The organism is Psychrobacter sp. (assembly GCF_041554015.1).
GTDB lineage: Bacteria > Pseudomonadota > Gammaproteobacteria > Pseudomonadales > Moraxellaceae > Psychrobacter.
In genome coordinates, this window is the sequence record NZ_JBFFMS010000005.1 from 39,212 (window position 1) to 56,867 (window position 17,656).

Here is a 17,656-nt window from a genome sequence, read left to right on the forward strand (position 1 = left end):
AAAAACAGCTTACATGCGATGTTAAAAAACCTCAGCCAATGGGTCTGAGGTTTTTTATTGTCCCATGGGCGTAAGAATCAATAGCAATGCGTTCAGTAGAGCTGCTTTAAAATCGATACAGCCGGACTGGGATAAATATTACGCAGCCTCTGTCGGCGTAGACGCAGCATGCCAGAAACATTTATCCCAGTGCCGCGCTGCCATATAACCTATCTGCTTTATTTGGAATAGATTATATTAACCAAGCACATATTTGGTAAGCATTGCCATGCAAACCAAGACAATCACCGGACGAATAAGTTTGCTACCGCCTTTTACCACCATATGTGAGCCAAAATACGCCCCGATCGTTTGTCCCACCATCATAGCAAGCCCCACTTTCCATAAGACATTACCGCCCAAGATAAAAAATATCAATGAGCCAATATTGGTAGATAAATTCAGCACCTTTGCCGTACCGGTTGCTTCAATGATTTTTCGACCCCGTAATGCCACATTTCCTAAGGCAAAGAACATACCCGTCCCAGGTCCAATATAGCCATCATAAAAACCAATTAAGGGTGCAATCACTTTTTGCCACTTGCCTTCTGAGATACGCGGCGCGGCTTCTACTTCGCCAAGTCGAGGTGCAAACAAAGTATAAATCCCAATAGCTGCGATCAAAAATGGAATTAGGGTTTCAAGCAAATCTGGCGGCGACAATTGCACGGCAATGGTTCCAAAAACAGAACCTATAAAAGCAGCTATAATCGCCGTTTTGATATTCTTAGGTTTGACCACACCCTTTTTAATCATAGTAATAGACGCCGCTAGCGCCCCAGATGCCGCTTGTAGCTTATTGGTCCCTAATGTCAATACAGGCGGAATATTGGCAAGTAGCATAGCAGGAATGGTCAGCAAACCACCGCCACCAGCAATAGCATCGATAAAACCTGCCAATGCAGCTACAGCGGCCAACATTAAAATAACTTCGATAGAGAGGGATATATCCATGATACTGACCTGCAAAATTTATGATATAAGAGATACAAGCCTTAAAAATCCAAGCAATCTGACTTTTGGTAGCATTTTTTTAACAAAAACCTTTGATATTTTTTGTTTAAAAACGCTCATGTAAAGTAGCTAAATGAATATCAGGCAAAGAAGATAAAGAGACAATGTGCATATTATTTTGCTAACGGTTGATGCTATAAAAGCCCGTTTTGGTGCTAGCCATGACCGAAAGCGGCTTATTATAAAGACAAAACCGCAAAAAAAACCATAAGCCCAACAAAGTTTGTTAAATTTATTGCCTAAAACAGCTTTTTACTTCAGCACGTTTTTACCTTCTAAGGTAAAAACGGTAACCTATTTCATTTGTTTATATGAATAAGAATATGAGAAACTAGGGCTACCCATCTATGACACTGGTATGATAAACATCAGTGCGAATAAAGACTCGTCCCCATATGTGGTCGCGTACTTAAGGCCGAGCCATTACAGATATATAAAAATACTTGAGCTTTTGCATACTTTCGCACGTTTTATTTCGTTAATGAGGACAATATGGCAATACATAAAATCAGAGCGTTTTTTAATCTCGAGGCGTCAGGCGGCATTGTCCTAGCGCTGGCAGCTATCGCAGCAATGATTATTGCTAATACCTCTTTAAATACGTGGTACGAATCCTTTATTCACGCACCGGTTGCTATTCAAATTGGCAGCTTTTCAATCGCTAAAGATGCTCATCATTGGATCAATGATGGCTTGATGGCCGTGTTCTTCTTTTTAGTGGGGCTTGAGCTTAAGCGTGAAGTGTTAATCGGCGAGCTGTCCAATGTAAAGCAAATTATCTTGCCAGCAGGGGCGGCTCTTGGCGGTATGATCATGCCAGCCATCGTCTATCTGTTTTTTAACTACAATGAACCTGAATTTTGGCGAGGCTGGGCGATTCCTGCTGCAACCGATATCGCCTTTGCTCTTGGTATTTTGAGCTTACTTGGTAATCGCGTACCCAATTCACTAAAGGTATTCTTAGTCTCGATTGCCATTTTTGATGATATCGGCGCGATTATTATCATCGCTTTATTTTATACCAATGATTTATCGCTTGGTTCACTGGCCATCGCAGGGTTATGTTTGCCATTCTTATACTTGCTTAATCGCCGTAATGTTACTAGCATCACTCCCTACTTATTGATCGGCGTTATCATGTGGGTCGCTGTACTCAAATCCGGAATCCATGCCACATTAGCTGGGGTTGTATTGGCGCTATTCATTCCTTTATTTGATCGCACTGACCCTGAGCACTCGCCACTTGAAGAGCTTGAGCACGATCTACAAAACACCGTCTCTTATGGTATTTTACCCCTATTTGCTTTTGCCAATGCGGGCATCTCACTCAAGGGCGCAGGGATTGGTGAGCTGTTCCATTCTGTACCGCTTGGTATCGCTGCCGGATTGTTCATCGGTAAGCAAATAGGCGTCATGGTGATGTGCTGGTTGATCTTTAAGCTGGGCATTTCTACCATGCCAAAAGGCATGAATTATAAACAAATCTATGGCGCTGCATTGTTATGCGGTGTGGGCTTCACCATGAGTTTATTCATCGGTGGTCTTGCATTTGCCGGTGAGACGCCATTATTTGATGAGCGCTTGGGTATCATTATGGGTTCGATCGTCTCTGGTATCGCAGGTTACATGATGCTCAAAGCTACTTTAAAAGATGAGGTTAATGTGACCTCTGTAGATTTAACGCGTCACTCTTAAATAACGATTAAGCGACTTTCTGCCAAAGTAGCTTAATCAACTTAATAAAAAGCAGTTGCTACAGAGTTGCTCATAAATATGGATGCCATCGACCTCTCTAAAAAAACCGTCAAAAAAACTGTCGCCAATGCTCAGCAAGGTGCTAGCCCTCATCAAACGCCTGCTTTTTACCAGCGGCATGGACGTACCACTGCCGTTGATGACCATAGCGATTTGCAAGTTTTAAAACGCATTAAGCGCTATTTATTGCCAAAAAACTTTGTTATCTCGCAAGACTTATTAGAGGAAATAGTCGCAGGCTACGATATCGGCGATGCACTAGCCGATACGTTAGCCGCTGATGGTATGCGTTTTGCAAAGCCGTTAGCGCAATTTATTATCAACGATGGCAGCAGTGATTTTGACGCTGATCTTATAAAACATCCTGCATTTAATGCCTTAACTGAGCAATTTAGCAGCCATCCTACTTGGTTTGACCCCAAGCTTGCCCAAATCGGCGCGGTTGCCTATCGCCGTTATCCGCTGATGCTAATTTGGCTATTACGCAATGTGGCGCTGATGGCAGGCTACAGCATCCCTGCCCTCTCCCTGCCGCTCATTCAGACAGGCGCATTGATGCATGATGCCCTACCCCGCCTGATGCGTACTTACGCTTATATTCTAGCCGTCTCTGAACACCCCCCATTGCATAAGCCAAATACCAATGCAGGCAATCAGCATCAGCCTATCGAGCGCGTCTTGGCGATTGGCTCAGAAGGTTGGCGGCAATCTATCAAGGTGCGGCAGATTCATACCCTAGTACGGCAAAATCTGCTCAAGGGTAAGGGCAACGCTGCTAAGGGCGTCATACCAAATGCCGACCAACATCACAACCCAGATGGCAGCTGGAATACTGATTATTGGGGTATTCCTATCAATCAAACAGATATGATTGCTACTCATTTGCAATTTTCATTACTGATTATGCGCGGGTTACGGCTACTTGGCGCTCGCATCAGTACTGAAGAAGCAGAAGGTATCTTGCATCTATGGAATCTTGCCAGTTATTGGATGGGCGTTGACTTAGACCGGCTGCCAAAAGATGAAGCCGCCTGTTGGGAATGGCTCTATACCTATTTATCGATTCAGCAGCTTGATTTTAAAATGGGACAGCCGCTCGCCAAAGCGCTTCATGATTTGCCGCGGCAGCTGATGGGTGAGGACAATCGGCGCGGACGTTTCGTTGAGATGGTCAACGCTAGCGTGACCCGTACCTTGGTCGGCGATGATATCGGCGATGGACTGGCTTTGCCAAAATCAAAGATCCGCTTTGGTGTCTTATCCTCCGTGCCGATTCTTTTTGCGCTCGATACCGCACGTCAGCACAATCAAACAATAGCTGAAAAACTAGAAGCCTTCCGCGCCAAACGCCAAGATAATATGAACTGGTGGCTTAAGAAAAACGACGATTATTATAAGTAAGAGATTATAAATAAAGCATAGTAGATAAAAGAAAATGAATAAATAGGTGCCAGCCGCTTTAAAGGTTAATTGCGCGTATTTTGGATGCGATAATACCACTCAAGTTGGCGATCAAAGCCTGTTTCTAGCAAGCTGGCAATGACACGCCCTGTCAGCCCCCATACCGTTTCACCATCCACCTGCCAGCTTGGTGTAAGAAGGGTCGCTATCTGCTCTTGCATCCTATACTCTACTGCGTATTCGACGGTAGGCTGAGTCAATAATGTTTCAAAATCCGCCCAAAAAATACGTGAGATCTCGCCAAGCTCAGGCACTAACAATAAATCCGGTGCAATCAGCGCCACAATAGGACGTACGCTCATCCCACTCTTGGATATTTGGATGGGCAATTGACCAATTAACTGGACTTTATTAGGCGGGAGTGCGGTCTCTTCACAGGCTTCACGCAAGGCGGTGATGACATTATTACCATCGCCTGTATCATGTTTGCCGCCAACGCAAGAGACCTCACCAGCATGACTGTTCATATGCGCCGCGCGGCGTGTTAGTAGCAGTTTTGGATGACGCTCATGAGTGATGGCAACCAATACCGAGGCATCGGCAATGGGTGTCTGATATAAGCTCTCTAGAATGCGAGCGCTACGAGAGGTATTAGCATCATATAGCGCCGGACTCGTAACGGCATTTAAGGTTTCATGCTGCACCCGTTCCGCCAACGTTCTGATAGTGGGATAACGAATAAAATCCGGCACAGCGACTGAAAATTCATCAAAACGTAGCGACTGCGGAGGGAGGAACATTATTATTACCTTATCTTTTTATTAGTATGAAGCAACAATGCCATAAACTATAAAACCATAAAACCATAGTTAGCCAACCCATCCCAATATAGACCATTCAAGAGTCAATGCTCATCATCAAATGTTTTTAGGATATGCACGTGGATAAGTTTTTTTCAGTACATAAAATGCAGGGCAAGTCTGATGATTGCCCGCAAAGATTGCCCTTAGTTATCATTGCCATTGCTTGGGCTGGTGGTACGTTTGCCACTGCCGTACTGGCATTATTAGGCAATTGGCAAAATATTGCGATGATTTTAGGCTCATTTGGTGCCAGCTGTTTGCTTATTTTTGCCTATCCAGAGAGTCCCTTTGCACAGCCAAGAAACATTGTTGGCGGCCATCTTATTACGACTTTTACCGGCTTAGCTTTTATGTCCTTATTTGGGGTTGAGTGGTGGAGCTTATCTCTTGCCGTAGGTACAGCCATTGCGCTGATGCTATTGCTGCGCGTACCGCATCCACCCGCTGGCTCCAATCCATTGATTGTGATGCTCGGCGGTGTAAATTGGCACTTCTTGGTTACCCCTACTTTGGTCGGTGCGCTGGCATTGGTGGGGGTGGCGCTTATTTATAATAATATCGGTCGCGGTCGCCATTATCCTCGTTATTGGTAGCACCATCATCAACGTTTTATCATAAATCTAGCCTAGCGCAATCTGAAGAAGGCTGCAGATACTTTATGTGACTAAGCAGCCTTTTTTATCGTGTCTGCTCAGATAATGCTAAGTCAGCATAACCTTAGCTGCAAGCTGTCATGCAACTCTGTAGGGTTTTTATTATCACTGTCAGTGCGCTGAGCATTTGTGTTATCTTAGACGTAAGCACTGTTATCAGCTAACATCATAAAAACAAAAATCAGCACTCTTAGAATAACGAACATCTTTCTCTCATTTCTATTTATCATTATATAAGGCAGTTGATATGCGCTATTGTCTACAATGCGGTCATGAAGCGGAACGCAAGATACCAGCCACCGATAATATTCCGCGTTTGGTATGCCCCAATTGCCATTATATTCATTATGAAAATCCCAAAGTGATTTGTGGTTCACTGGTCGTACATAAACATAGAGTATTATTATGTCGCCGCGCCATTGAACCACAATATGGCTTATGGACGCTGCCCGCAGGCTTTATGGAAAATGGCGAAACCATGGCAGAAGGGGCAGCCCGTGAAAGCTTTGAGGAAGCAGAAGCGGTCGTCACCAATCCGCATTTATATGGCCTCTATGATATTCCAGATATCGGACAAATCTACAGCATTTATATCACTGAGCTAAAAGATGGCGCCTATGGCATCGGCTCTGAAAGTCTCGACTGCGCCCTATTCACCGAAGAAGATATTCCGTGGGATAAAATTGCTTTTGAAGCGATACGTCGTACTTTAAAGAACTATTTTGCTGACCGCAAACAATACAATCGTTATGAGGACTTTCCCATTCATCAAGACATCATCGGCAAAGACCAAGCGATCAAGCGCTATTAGTAAGAAGCGTTTTAGAGCCGCCGCTTTACAAAAGCCAGTAGTAAAAACCATTGATAAGAATTATGCTAAGTTTTGCATATAGCTATTTATAGTCGATACTAAATAAAATGGCTTCACCATGCTATTTATGCTGCGTGACTGGTAAAAATTTTCCTTGCTTGCTGTCCCTAAGCTAACAGAGGCTACGAAAAATTTATCCCAGCCCCGCTGTATCTTTTTTATATTGACCTACTTATATCACTGGTTTTTTATTGCCTAAAGTTAATCGTTTAAGCCGACTTGCGAGGATACCATGCTGACTTTATTACAACGCGCGTTGCCGCTACTACCGCTAACCATCGCCATGACTCTTATCAGTATGCCAAGCCATGCCGACGACACACGTTTAACCGCCAAACAATCAGACCCACAAACGCTTGGCTGGATGCAAGGTTTCCCGCCGCCCAAAGACAAGCTTATTGCGCAGCCTTCCTCTGACTTTTTTAGTTTTCCAAAACTACGGTGGACAGTCTGTCATATCCGTGAGTTGATGCCCACCACTGACGTCAGTCGCGGTATCGGCGCGCCCTCCAAGCTCAACTACGAGCTAGATAAAAACATCGATGCCATCACCTTTACCCCGACTAACAGTAAGCGCCCGATGACGTGGAAAGAGTCATTGGATGCCAACTATACAGACGGCATTATGGTCATGCATCACGGCAAAGTCGTGTACGAGCGCCAAAACGGCTGCCTCAATGAGCTTGGCAATCACGCGGCGATGTCGATGACCAAATCCATGACAGGGCTGCTAGCAGAAATCCTTGTCACCGAAGGTAAGCTTGATGATAAGGCATTAGTCGCCTCTATCATTCCAGAGCTCAAAAACAGCGGTTTTGGTGATGCAACCGTCCGCCAAGTGATGGATATGACCACCGCCCTCGATTATAGCGAAGACTATGCTGACCCTAACGCCGATATTTGGCAATATTCAGAAGCTGCAAGCCCACTACCAAAACCCAAGGACTATAACGGACCTAATGGTTACTTTGAGTACCTACAAACGGTTAAGAAAGATGGCAAGCATGGAGAAGCATTTAATTATCGAACCATCAATAGCGATGCGCTTGGCTGGATTATCTCGCGTACCACTGGCAAAGCGGTCAATGAGTTACTCTCAGAACGCATTTGGCAAAAAATCGGTGCTGAACAAAGCGCGTATATGACGGTCGATGCTAAAGGTACGCCATTTGCTGGCGGCGGTCTTAGCGCAGGCTTGCATGATATGGCACGTATCGGTAGCTTGATGCTCAATAAAGGCGAGATTAATGGCGAGCGTTTATTCCCAGCTGCGGTCGTTGATAATATCGAAACTGGCGGTGATAAAAGCGCTTTTGCAAAAGCGGGCTATAAACAGCTGACCAACGGCAGCTACAAGAGCATGTGGTGGTTATTTAATAATCCCACGCCCATCTATGCAGCACGCGGCGTACATGGTCAAACGGTCTATGTCGATCCCGCAGCCGATATGGTTATCGTGCGTTTTGCATCCTATCCAGATGCCAGTAACGGTAAAATTGACCCAACTTCACTTCCTGCTTATAAAGCGCTGGCAAATTACTTAATTAAAAAGTAAGCCTTTAAGAAATAGTGCTTTAAAATACTCAACCAAAATAAAACCGCCGCTTTCATTTTTAGTGAAAGCGGCGGTTTTTTATATAACAATTAAATCAGCAGACTTTAAGAAGATTAGCTCTTAATTTTACACACTTTAAAGCCAAGCTCTTGTACTGCTGCTTCTTTATCATAAGGCGCTAGTACCGCGCGAACATGCTTTTGCCCTTGTAGATACTGCTTAGCAACGCGTTGCAAGTCATCGACCGTCACAGCCAAAATCGCTGCACGCATTTTACGTTGCCAGTCGACACCGCGATGATGCAAATCTGCAAAACAGGCTTTGACCGCCTCCCCTGCTGGAGAACCTGGTTTATCCATACCTGAGATGATACCTAAGATGGCTTCTTCTAACTGCTCATTGGTTTGCGGCTCATTTAATAACCATTCGATACTGGCATCAAAATGGGCGAAGGTCTCAGCACACTGCGGATCGCGGTAGCTAAAGAATTTAAATGCGCACGCATTGGCATCGTAGCCTGCACCGCCACCATAAGCACCGCCGCGCTCACGGATGGCACTATGCAGATAGCCATTACGTAAGTAAGGTGCTAATACCATCAAGGCTGCTGTATCAGGATGGTCAGCTGCTGGCACAGTATAAGCACTGGCATTATGATAGACATTGGTCGGAACTAGCCACGCCAAATCTTCAACATCGAGCGCCACACCACTTTCTAGTGCTTTGACCGCGTCTACCTCACCATTTAACGCCGCCTCAAGTTGCAACTCAGCAAACTCACTTGGGATATTGTCTTCAATACCCGCAGTCGAGTTTGTGATTTTTTCCGCAATCTTTGGCGCTTGGCTGTCTTTCCAGCTATCAACAATCAAATTGCTTAAGCGTTCGGTTTGCTCTGCTTCACAAATGATAACCGCATGTTTCGGCAAGCTGATTAACCGTTGATGTAAATCCATCAAGCTGGTAGCCAATTTATCCCACTGCGCATCATCCGTACTAGCATGGTTTAAAAAGTTTTTGAGCGCGTTTAGTGCTGGCAGCCCGCTGCGCACATATTCTAACTGCGCTTGGCGGCTCATGCCGCGACTGGCAGTTTGCATCGCATATGAATGCCCTGAACCGGCAAGGTTTGATTGCCAGCCTGCTTGACGCTGCTGCAAAATCTCTTTGATACGGTCATGCTCAGTGAATACGCTATGCTCCATGACTTCTTTAAGCAAATCAATCGCTTCAGGTTTACGGTTGAGCGCACGCGTTGCCACAACGAAATAGCTGCTAATCGCTTGGCTGTCATCGATATTGGTACGCTGACTGATACGCGCCGTCACCCCTGATGAATGCGCCGCTTGCTTAGCTTGCATTTCATGAGCGCTTAGCGAGTCAGTGCCTAGCTCAGACAATAAGCTCAGATAAATAGGCAATAGCGGATGATTAATCACCTCATTAACCGGTAGCTTACTGGTATCCTGATTACCAATCGCATCGGTTAATGGCACAATCACTTGATAATAATACAAGCCATTGGTGCCCGCTTCATATTCAAATAAGGTGCTATCCTGCCCGCTTAAATTCACATGTTTTTGCGTGCCTTCTTTAAAGCTGATATCCGTTGGGACATCTTCTAAGCCAACTTTTGGCAACAAGCTTAAATCATCAGGCGCTGCTTGGCGCGCTGCCAAATCTAAAGCCTGTTGCTTTAAGATAGCTTTATCATCAGCGGTCAAATCCATCGCAATCGTATCAAGACGGGTTTGCTCGGCTGCTGCCAAACGGGCGGTTTTTTCGCTATCAGGTGTCAAAGTAACACGGACACGATGCTGATTATCAAGTAAATGAGTCTTGATTAAATTCGGTAACCACTGCGCATCTTTTACTTGTTCACGTAGCCACTGCAAATGCTCATCAACTTCCCAGACATCGATAGGGTTGCCATCATGAATCGCCGTACTAAAGCCTTCTAGCATAAGATTTAGACCATACGGCATGCTATCACCGCCGATATGGCGCTGATCTATCTCAATTTGGTGCAATATGGTTTCGATGGTTTCATCATCAATCGGCTTGCTTGCGACCTCTTTAAGCAAATCCATAATACCCTGCTCTACCACTTCGGCATGCTCAGGGTTTGAACCGCGCAGACCGGTATAAAAGACCATTTCGTAATGACTGTCATCGAGTCCTAATAGCGGACTTGGCGCTTTACCAAGTGGATGGCTGTCCAGATACACACGCAGCGGCGAGCCAGCATGCTCAACCAACACACCTTCTAATAGACGCAGTGCCAAACGCTGCTTTGGATCAGTAATCGATGGCAATAACCACGCCACCACATGATGGGTTTGATCAGGACCGGCTTCGTCAGCGGTATAAGTATCGACCGCGCTAATCGGTGCAGACAAACGCTGCTCTGGACGTGAGACGTGTTTTTTGCCTGCTTCAAATTGAACCAAGGCATCGTCATGGATTTTTGCTTGCGTTTCAGCAACCGGAATATTACCAAAGCTCATAATCACGCTGTTTGATGGGTGATAGTGGCTTTGATGAAATTCAACCAGTTCATGATGGGTCAAGTCAGGAATATCAGCAGGATCGCCGCCTGAATTGTAATGATAGGTCGTCGTTGGAAACAAGTGATGGGCGACCGTATGATATAACTGGTCAATCTCGCCGCTCATCGCACCTTTCATCTCATTAAAAACGATACCTTTAAACTGCGGCTTATCATTTTCGTCTAACTCGACGCGAATGCCTTCTTGGGCAAAATCTAACGGATGGATATTGGGGAAAAATGACGCATCAAGATACACGGCAAGCAAGTTAAAATAGTCGTTTTTATTTTGTGTGGCATACGGATACGCCGTCCAGTCGGCCGCGGTCATCGCATTCATAAAGGTATTAAGCGAACGCTTAATCATGGAGAAAAACGGGTCACGGACAGGGAATTTCTCAGAGCCACATAAAGCCACATGCTCTAAAATATGCGCTTCGCCTTTTGAGTCCATTGGCTGAGTACGAAAGCCAACCAAAAAGGCATTTTCATCACTCGGATGTGCCAAATGGTAATGCATCGCGCCGGTTTTGACATGCTGACTGATCAGCACGTCCATTGACAACGCCTCGATATGGCGATGCTCAATCAACTCAAACGCTGGATGCAACGTTAAATCGGCGATAAATGGCGTGTCAGTCATAGTGATCCTTATCAAATTATAATATATATGGTGCCGTAGTAGATGGGGCTACTGTTTTGATAAGTCAAGCAAGCTGAGCGTTAATATTCTACGTCGCTCCTTCTCTTTATGAGTCGACTTACAGGTCGTTTTACAAGTCATTTGATCAATAGAGCATCATGGGTTATTTGTTAAGTTATAGATGACTTAGGGTATTGTAAAAATAGTTTGCATAGGAATATCCATAACAAAATAATGGACTTAACCCTTAACAAACACCGCCACCACTGCTACTATAAAATACACGTCTTAATAGGAGCTGATGATGGGCTACCAACATATTTTACTGGTCACCGACTTATTGTCTGATGCAGATGCCGTCGCACTCAAGGCCAAACGTATCATTGCGGGCTCTCCTGAAGCAAGGCTTTCTGTATTGCATATCGTTGAGGATGACATGGTGCGCTTTGGCTTTGAGCTGGTGCCCGCCTCCAGTCTATCAGGCGATGTCGATGGCGAGCACTGGCAAGAAGCACGAGAAAAACTGGCGCAGTTTTTGGCACGTAATGAGTTGCATGCGGTCAACTCTGAGGTGACATCTGCTATCTCGAACAGTAAGGGCATCGTCAATTATTGCCGCAACAATCAAGTCGATCTACTCATCATCGGTCGCCATAAGCGCCACGGTATCGCCGCATGGTTGGCCAAAGCGACGGCCGACAGTATCTTGCCAAATATTCCTTGCGATAGCTTGGTGGTCCAGCTCGACCAGCCCTTTGCAGAGTAATACGCTGTCTACATCATCTATGTAATGACGTACGATGATGACTTAACAGAAGCCATCAGTAATGCTATAGTTAAAATCATCTGACACAAGGAGCCGCTCATGAGTTACGAACATATTTTATTGGTCACCGACTTAATGTCCGATGCTGATGTGGTCGCCCAAAAGGCCAAACGTATCGTTGAGAATCGTCCTAACGCCAAGTTATCGGTATTGCATATCGTCAAAGATACCATGGTCGGCTTCGGCTATGAGCTGGTGCCAGCTTCCAGCTTATATGATGAAATTGATGATGAACGCTGTCAGGAAGCACGCGCCAAATTGGCACAGTTTTTGGAGCGTAATGACTTGCATGCGGTGAATTCTGAAGTGACCACTGCCATTTCTAACAGTGAAGGTATCGTCAACTATTGTCATAAGCATGAGGTTGATCTGCTGGTCATCGGTCGTCACGAACGTCATGGTATTGCCGCTTGGCTTAGTGGCGCGACGGCAGACAATATCCTGCCAAACGTCCCTTGCGATAGCTTGGTGGTGAGACTGGATAAGCCGGTTAATAAGTAGTTTAAAAAAGACTTAACGTCGTATCTAAATTATTTAAACCTATCAAAAATAGCGCACTGTATACCTTTGCGCTTTTTTATTATTTATTGGTATAGTAGATATTCTCGCTAATACCTCTACATTTATCACTAAAATTAGTCTTCTGTCAGAATATCAATAAAGCTTTGCCAAATCGGGCTTTGATGGCGGGCTTTGTGCCACACTAGCCACCACGTACGTGATAAATCAATACCCGCCACTTTCACTTGTACCAGCGCTCCTGCTGTCAGCTCCGCCTGAATGACATGCTGCGACAGACAACCTAGACCGATATCGGCACTCACCATATGCTTAATGGCTTCTGATTGCTGGATGGCCATGACGATTTCTGCATCGGGCAAATGCTTAAGCAGCTGCTCATCGATGATTTGCCGTGTACCTGATCCAGCCTCTCGTACCAATAGCGGCAGTTTGGCCAGCTGTTCAATACTAAGCTCGTAGCATTTATCCATATCGTTATACGCGGCTACATCTTTTAACCATTGACTATCGCGCTTGGCAAAGACTATCAAGGCATCTGTCCGCCACGCACGCTGCTCAATCACCTTCATATCAGCTGGGCGCGGCATCCCCTCTACAAGCGCAATATCAATATTTAACTGCTCAACCTCGCTGACCACTTCTTGAGTATTGGCGATATACATATCGATATGGGCATCGGGCAGCGCCGCATATAGCTTAGCAAGCAGCGGTGGCAGCACATAATTGCCGATCGTGGTACTGGCACCAATATGAATCTGCCCTGCTTGGTGCTTATGATAATGCTCTAGCGTGAGGGCTTGCCCCAAGATAGCTTGCGCCTGTATATAGATAGGATGGGCGTTTGGATGCTGATTGAGCCTGCGCCCAACGCGCTCAAATAGCGGCATCTGTAACCTTGATTCTAATTCTGTCAACGCACTACTGACCGCCGACTGCGACAAGTGCAGAGCTTCACTAGCACGGCTAGTACTGCCCGTTTGATAAATACTGACAAACACCGATAATTGCTTGAGGGTGATCTTTGGTAATACCTGCATGGCTTTTTTCATAAATTCTCTGATCCCCTAAGCGATTTCTTAACCTAAAAAATCGATAGTTTGTATCTTATTAATCTGTTTTTATTATAGATCAGCCTGTCTTATAATGTCTATTCATAAGCTTATGCTTATATCGATTATAGATCATACATAATAGGACAGTCAGTCATGTACGCCTTGACCCAATCAATGAATCACTATTTTCCGCGCAGCCGCCACTTAGCAGGGCTTATCGTCGTGTTAATAGGCAGCTTATTTTGTTTATGGCTCAATACCAGTATAAACACATGGACAAATGGGCGTATCGTTGGCTTATCTTCCCTCACTTTAGCCATTCTTATTGGTATGGTGCTGGGCAATACGGTCTATCCTAACGTTGCTGAGCGCTTAAATGTCGGCGTGGCATTTGCCAAAGGTCAAATATTGCGCCTCGCCATCATTTTTTATGGCTTTAAGCTGACCCTGACGCAAGTATCAAGTGTCGGAATGTCTGCGGTGATGAGCGATGCCTTGGTATTGACCTCGACTTTTTTACTCACTTACTGGATAGGTACCCGATGGTTAAAAGTTGATAAACAAACGACGCTATTGATTGGGTCAGGTGCGAGTATTTGCGGCGCTGCCGCAGTGATTGCAGCGGAGCCTGTGGTCAAAGCGGACGCACACAAAGTCACGATTGCCGTAGCAACCGTGGTGGTCTTTGGGTCAGTTGCCATGCTGCTCTATCCGTTCTTATACCATCTTGGCTGGTTGCAACCTTGGTTAAATGCGCAGCAGTACGGTATTTATACGGGTTCAACCATTCATGAAGTCGCGCAAGTCGTCGTTGCTGGTAATGCAGTCAGCCCAGAAGTGGGTGATACAGCGGTTGTCACCAAGATGATACGGGTGATGATGCTGGCACCTTTTTTACTGATCTTATCGTTTGCCCTAACCACAGACAGCAGCGACAATGACAAAAAACCGTCGTTTATAGATCGCGTCCAACAAGTCAAAGTCCCTTGGTTTGCCTTTATTTTTATTTTGGTGGTATTGCTGCACACTTGGGTGCCGATGAGCGCAAGCTTTGAACGTAGTATGGTGCTGCTAGACGATGTGCTGCTCACCATGGCGATGTTTGCGCTTGGTCTAACCACGCATTTGGGCGCTATCAAACAAGCTGGCGTCAAACCCCTGGTTTTAGGAGCGATTATGTTCGCTTGGCTGATCATTGGCGGTGGTTTGATTAATATTGCTATTAGCATGATTGGTTAGCATAAATTACCAAACATCCTTGCCGTTCGCTATATAGCTTAAAAAATACCGATGACTAGCATAGTCATCGGCATTTTTGGTTTATCGTCTGATTTAGCAGCCATTTCATTTTAATATAATTAGCTTATCTTAAATCGTAGACGAAAAAAAACGAACCCAAAGGTTCGTTTTTTATTCATCTTGCTCTAAGTGTCTATAAAGACAAATTAGATAGCAACGATGTTATGAGCTTGTGGGCCTTTTTGACCTTGAGTTACAGTGAACTCAACTTCTTGACCTTCAGCTAAAGTTTTGAAGCCTGAGCCAGTGATTTCGCTGTAATGAGCAAAAACGTCTGCGCCAGTTTCTGGAGCGATAAAACCAAAGCCTTTAGCTTCGTTGAACCACTTAACTGTACCTTTTTGAACGTCTGACATAATATAATCCTACTTTTAAATTTATTAATGGTCTAGTGACCGATAACGCTTGCAAATAGCTACTGAACGATAAATATTAAAACGAAGGATTATAACTAATACTACGAGGTAATGATTTGGTGCAGAACTGCTCTTAAGCTTGGAAGTATTATAAGGGCAAGATCCCATTTTCGCAAGTCTTATCTTAGCTTTCGTGTAACCAAAGCCCGTTTTTGACTATTTTTGACCCTAAAATCAATGCCTTTTAGGCATTTGGCAAACGGAACAAATAGACTACTACCCCAGTACATACCGCGGCTACCAGCCATGCCAGCCACATCATATCGGAGGGCATATTAAAAAATAACATCGTTGTTGAAATGGTCATCATTATTGTCGCCAGCCACTTAGCATAGAGTGGCACCGCATGATTATTCTCCCAATCGCGGACGAATTTGCCAAAATAGCGATGGTTGATCAGCCAAAAATGAAAGCGTCGTGAGCTACGCGCCCAGCAACCCGCCGCCAACAAGATAAAAGGGGCAGTTGGCATGACTGGTAGCAGCACACCGATAATCCCTAAGACAAAAAATAGCCAGCCCAATAATAAAAACGTCCATCGTACGGTTGGGCTGGTATGTTGATTGGTCTTGGGTCGATAATAAAAGGCTTTTTTGTGTTGGCTCATAAAAATACTGTCATTAAATGGTATGGAGTGGCTGATATTTGATAAAGGTTAGACAGCTAATATCATAGATCAGATAATCATTTATAAAACTGCCTACCTATATAGGTAGCTAAGCATGCAATATCACTCAAAACGGTACAAGGCTATTTTTACGAGGGTTTTGCTATCAATAGGTATGTTTGGTTAGTGGTTGGGTAAATGAGCTCACACCCTTTAACTAAATTTTTGCCATTAAAAAACCGCTCACAGCCAAGCTATGAACGGTTTTATTATTAAAGATACTATCCCAATTTATTTCGCTATCAATCCTATCTCACGTGCTTCTTTTAGCCAGCTTGGAAACTCTTCTAGCATGTTTTCATATAACGCTTCTTCACTGATATCATCCAAGTCATCTAATTCAAAAAAGTCGCAATTATCGATCACACGCCCTGCCATGTCGTCTAGTTTTTTTAGGATGCCATAACCACGACCACCCAAGCCCACGAACTGCCAAAATATCGGTAGTTTCGCAGCTTCCGTCATCACTCTCGTGATACCACGATTGTCATTCACTCCGCCATCACTGATGAATAGCACGTATACGGGCACATCCAAGCCGTCTTTTTGATAAAACTCGGTCACGGCTTTCATGACTTCTGCTTCGTTATTCACATGTGGGCCAAGTGCCCATTTGCGCCAGCCGCCATGAGCGTTATCAATGAAATCGTCATAGTTGCTCAGCCCAATCTCGCCCAAATACTGTGGATCTCGGGCAAACGCCCAGCAGTCTAGCGCTTGGTCGTCATCGAAGCTCACTGCCAATGGTAATAGACGATTGACCACCTCTTGCACGCGGCCTTGTTTATATTGTCTGTTCATTGAACCTGAAGCATCTAACACCAACGCTACCTTTGCGGTTAATTGCTGCAATTGGCGTTTCTCAAGCGATATCGTGGCTTTTTTGGCTAGATTGACGAGTTTTGGCGCTTTGTCTAGCATCACTTTTTCTAACGATGGTTTTGCTTGAACTGGCGTTGCAGTTACGTCTGCTGCTGTCGAATTGCCCTCTTCTACATCACCACCGAAATGCTGCACGATGGCGGCAAGTCCACCATTAAAGCCTTGCGCCACGTTAGATATTCGCCAAACGCCACTCTTACGGTAAAGCTGCATGAGCATACTGGCTTGCTGCTGAGCAAAGTCTGCTGCTTGATACGCTGCCTGTACCTTTTGTGACTGCTGCCAAATGCCAATCTCTAACAATTGAATTTGATTCAGCGGCGTGTCGGCTGATAACACAAAAAACAAGCTGTCTATATTCTCAGCCAGTTTGGATAAATTGACTTCAAACTCGGCTTGGATGCCTCTATTCGCCGTTGGCTGCGACTCGTAATGGGTTAGCTTGATTTGCCCACAAGGTGAGGTTGGCTGATTATAAAACACCATGTAATCATCATTGATCAGTTTGCCCGCTGCGTCTAAGGGAAAGCAACTAATGTCCATCTCTATCGGGCTTTGACGTGTGAACTTGAGCGTGATTGGTGCGGTATCATCAATAGCAAGATTGCCTAAAGGCGAGCGTTGTCCGACGGTAAGGTTCATGAAGCTAT

General features: G+C 44.9%; 15 protein-coding genes. 8 read left to right on the plus strand and 7 right to left on the minus strand.

What is annotated here, in order from left to right; genetic code table 11:
* Positions 1-237 precede the first annotated feature (237 nt).
* Entirely contained in the window at positions 238-993 is a 756-nt protein-coding gene (locus tag ABYU67_RS02835; protein WP_372843502.1) for a TSUP family transporter, read from the minus strand.
* 552 nt (positions 994-1,545) lie between these two features.
* Here ABYU67_RS02835 and nhaA point away from each other — a divergent pair.
* Together nhaA and ABYU67_RS02845 are read left to right on the plus strand one after the other, a co-directional pair.
* Positions 1,546-2,748, plus strand: coding sequence for a Na+/H+ antiporter NhaA (nhaA, locus tag ABYU67_RS02840; protein ID WP_372843503.1), 1,203 nt, complete (start codon positions 1,546-1,548; stop codon positions 2,746-2,748).
* A 78-nt stretch (positions 2,749-2,826) separates the two neighbouring features.
* Entirely contained in the window at positions 2,827-4,209 is a 1,383-nt protein-coding gene (locus ABYU67_RS02845) for an oxygenase MpaB family protein (protein ID WP_372843504.1), read from the plus strand.
* Positions 4,210-4,274: 65 nt separating this feature from the next.
* On the opposite strand, the gene ABYU67_RS02850 is transcribed toward ABYU67_RS02845, so the two are convergent.
* The gene (locus ABYU67_RS02850; RefSeq protein ID WP_372843505.1) at positions 4,275-5,009 is read right to left on the minus strand and encodes a CoA pyrophosphatase; all 735 of its coding nucleotides are present in this window, start codon (positions 5,007-5,009) and stop codon (positions 4,275-4,277) included.
* A gap of 134 nt (positions 5,010-5,143) precedes the next feature.
* On the opposite strand from ABYU67_RS02850, the gene ABYU67_RS02855 reads away from it, so the two are divergent.
* The 3 genes from ABYU67_RS02855 to ABYU67_RS02865 all read left to right on the plus strand — a co-directional run bounded on the left by ABYU67_RS02855 (position 5,144) and on the right by ABYU67_RS02865 (position 8,151).
* On the plus strand, positions 5,144-5,665 hold the full coding sequence (locus ABYU67_RS02855) for an HPP family protein (protein ID WP_372843506.1): 522 nt from the start codon (positions 5,144-5,146) through the stop codon (positions 5,663-5,665).
* A 307-nt stretch (positions 5,666-5,972) separates the two neighbouring features.
* A complete protein-coding gene (locus ABYU67_RS02860) occupies positions 5,973-6,536 on the plus strand; it encodes an NUDIX hydrolase (RefSeq protein ID WP_372843507.1) in 564 nt (187 codons plus the stop codon).
* A 292-nt stretch (positions 6,537-6,828) separates the two neighbouring features.
* Entirely contained in the window at positions 6,829-8,151 is a 1,323-nt protein-coding gene (locus tag ABYU67_RS02865; RefSeq protein ID WP_372843508.1) for a serine hydrolase domain-containing protein, read from the plus strand.
* Positions 8,152-8,264: 113 nt separating this feature from the next.
* Here ABYU67_RS02865 and ABYU67_RS02870 read toward each other — a convergent pair whose 3' ends face one another.
* Positions 8,265-11,342 (minus strand): insulinase family protein, encoded by a 3,078-nt coding sequence (locus ABYU67_RS02870; RefSeq protein ID WP_372843509.1) that lies wholly within the window; start codon positions 11,340-11,342, stop codon positions 8,265-8,267.
* Between the two features lie 304 nt (positions 11,343-11,646).
* Between ABYU67_RS02870 and ABYU67_RS02875 the strand changes: the two genes are divergently transcribed.
* Together ABYU67_RS02875 and ABYU67_RS02880 are read left to right on the plus strand one after the other, a co-directional pair.
* Positions 11,647-12,108 (plus strand): universal stress protein, encoded by a 462-nt coding sequence (locus tag ABYU67_RS02875; RefSeq protein ID WP_372843554.1) that lies wholly within the window; start codon positions 11,647-11,649, stop codon positions 12,106-12,108.
* Positions 12,109-12,207: 99 nt separating this feature from the next.
* A complete protein-coding gene (locus ABYU67_RS02880; protein WP_372843510.1) occupies positions 12,208-12,669 on the plus strand; it encodes a universal stress protein in 462 nt (153 codons plus the stop codon).
* A gap of 134 nt (positions 12,670-12,803) precedes the next feature.
* Here ABYU67_RS02880 and ABYU67_RS02885 read toward each other — a convergent pair whose 3' ends face one another.
* On the minus strand, positions 12,804-13,739 hold the full coding sequence (locus ABYU67_RS02885; protein WP_372843511.1) for a LysR substrate-binding domain-containing protein: 936 nt from the start codon (positions 13,737-13,739) through the stop codon (positions 12,804-12,806).
* Positions 13,740-13,895: 156 nt separating this feature from the next.
* On the opposite strand from ABYU67_RS02885, the gene ABYU67_RS02890 reads away from it, so the two are divergent.
* Entirely contained in the window at positions 13,896-14,981 is a 1,086-nt protein-coding gene (locus ABYU67_RS02890; protein WP_372843512.1) for a YeiH family protein, read from the plus strand.
* A 206-nt stretch (positions 14,982-15,187) separates the two neighbouring features.
* On the opposite strand, the gene ABYU67_RS02895 is transcribed toward ABYU67_RS02890, so the two are convergent.
* The 3 genes from ABYU67_RS02895 to ABYU67_RS02905 form a co-directional block, all read right to left on the minus strand.
* On the minus strand, positions 15,188-15,397 hold the full coding sequence (locus ABYU67_RS02895; RefSeq protein ID WP_045453470.1) for a cold-shock protein: 210 nt from the start codon (positions 15,395-15,397) through the stop codon (positions 15,188-15,190).
* 244 nt (positions 15,398-15,641) lie between these two features.
* Positions 15,642-16,064: a YbaN family protein gene (locus ABYU67_RS02900; RefSeq protein WP_372843513.1), complete on the minus strand. Its 423-nt coding sequence runs from the start codon at positions 16,062-16,064 to the stop codon at positions 15,642-15,644.
* 291 nt (positions 16,065-16,355) lie between these two features.
* On the minus strand, positions 16,356-17,648 hold the full coding sequence (locus ABYU67_RS02905) for a VWA domain-containing protein (RefSeq protein WP_372843514.1): 1,293 nt from the start codon (positions 17,646-17,648) through the stop codon (positions 16,356-16,358).
* Positions 17,649-17,656: the final 8 nt, after the last annotated feature.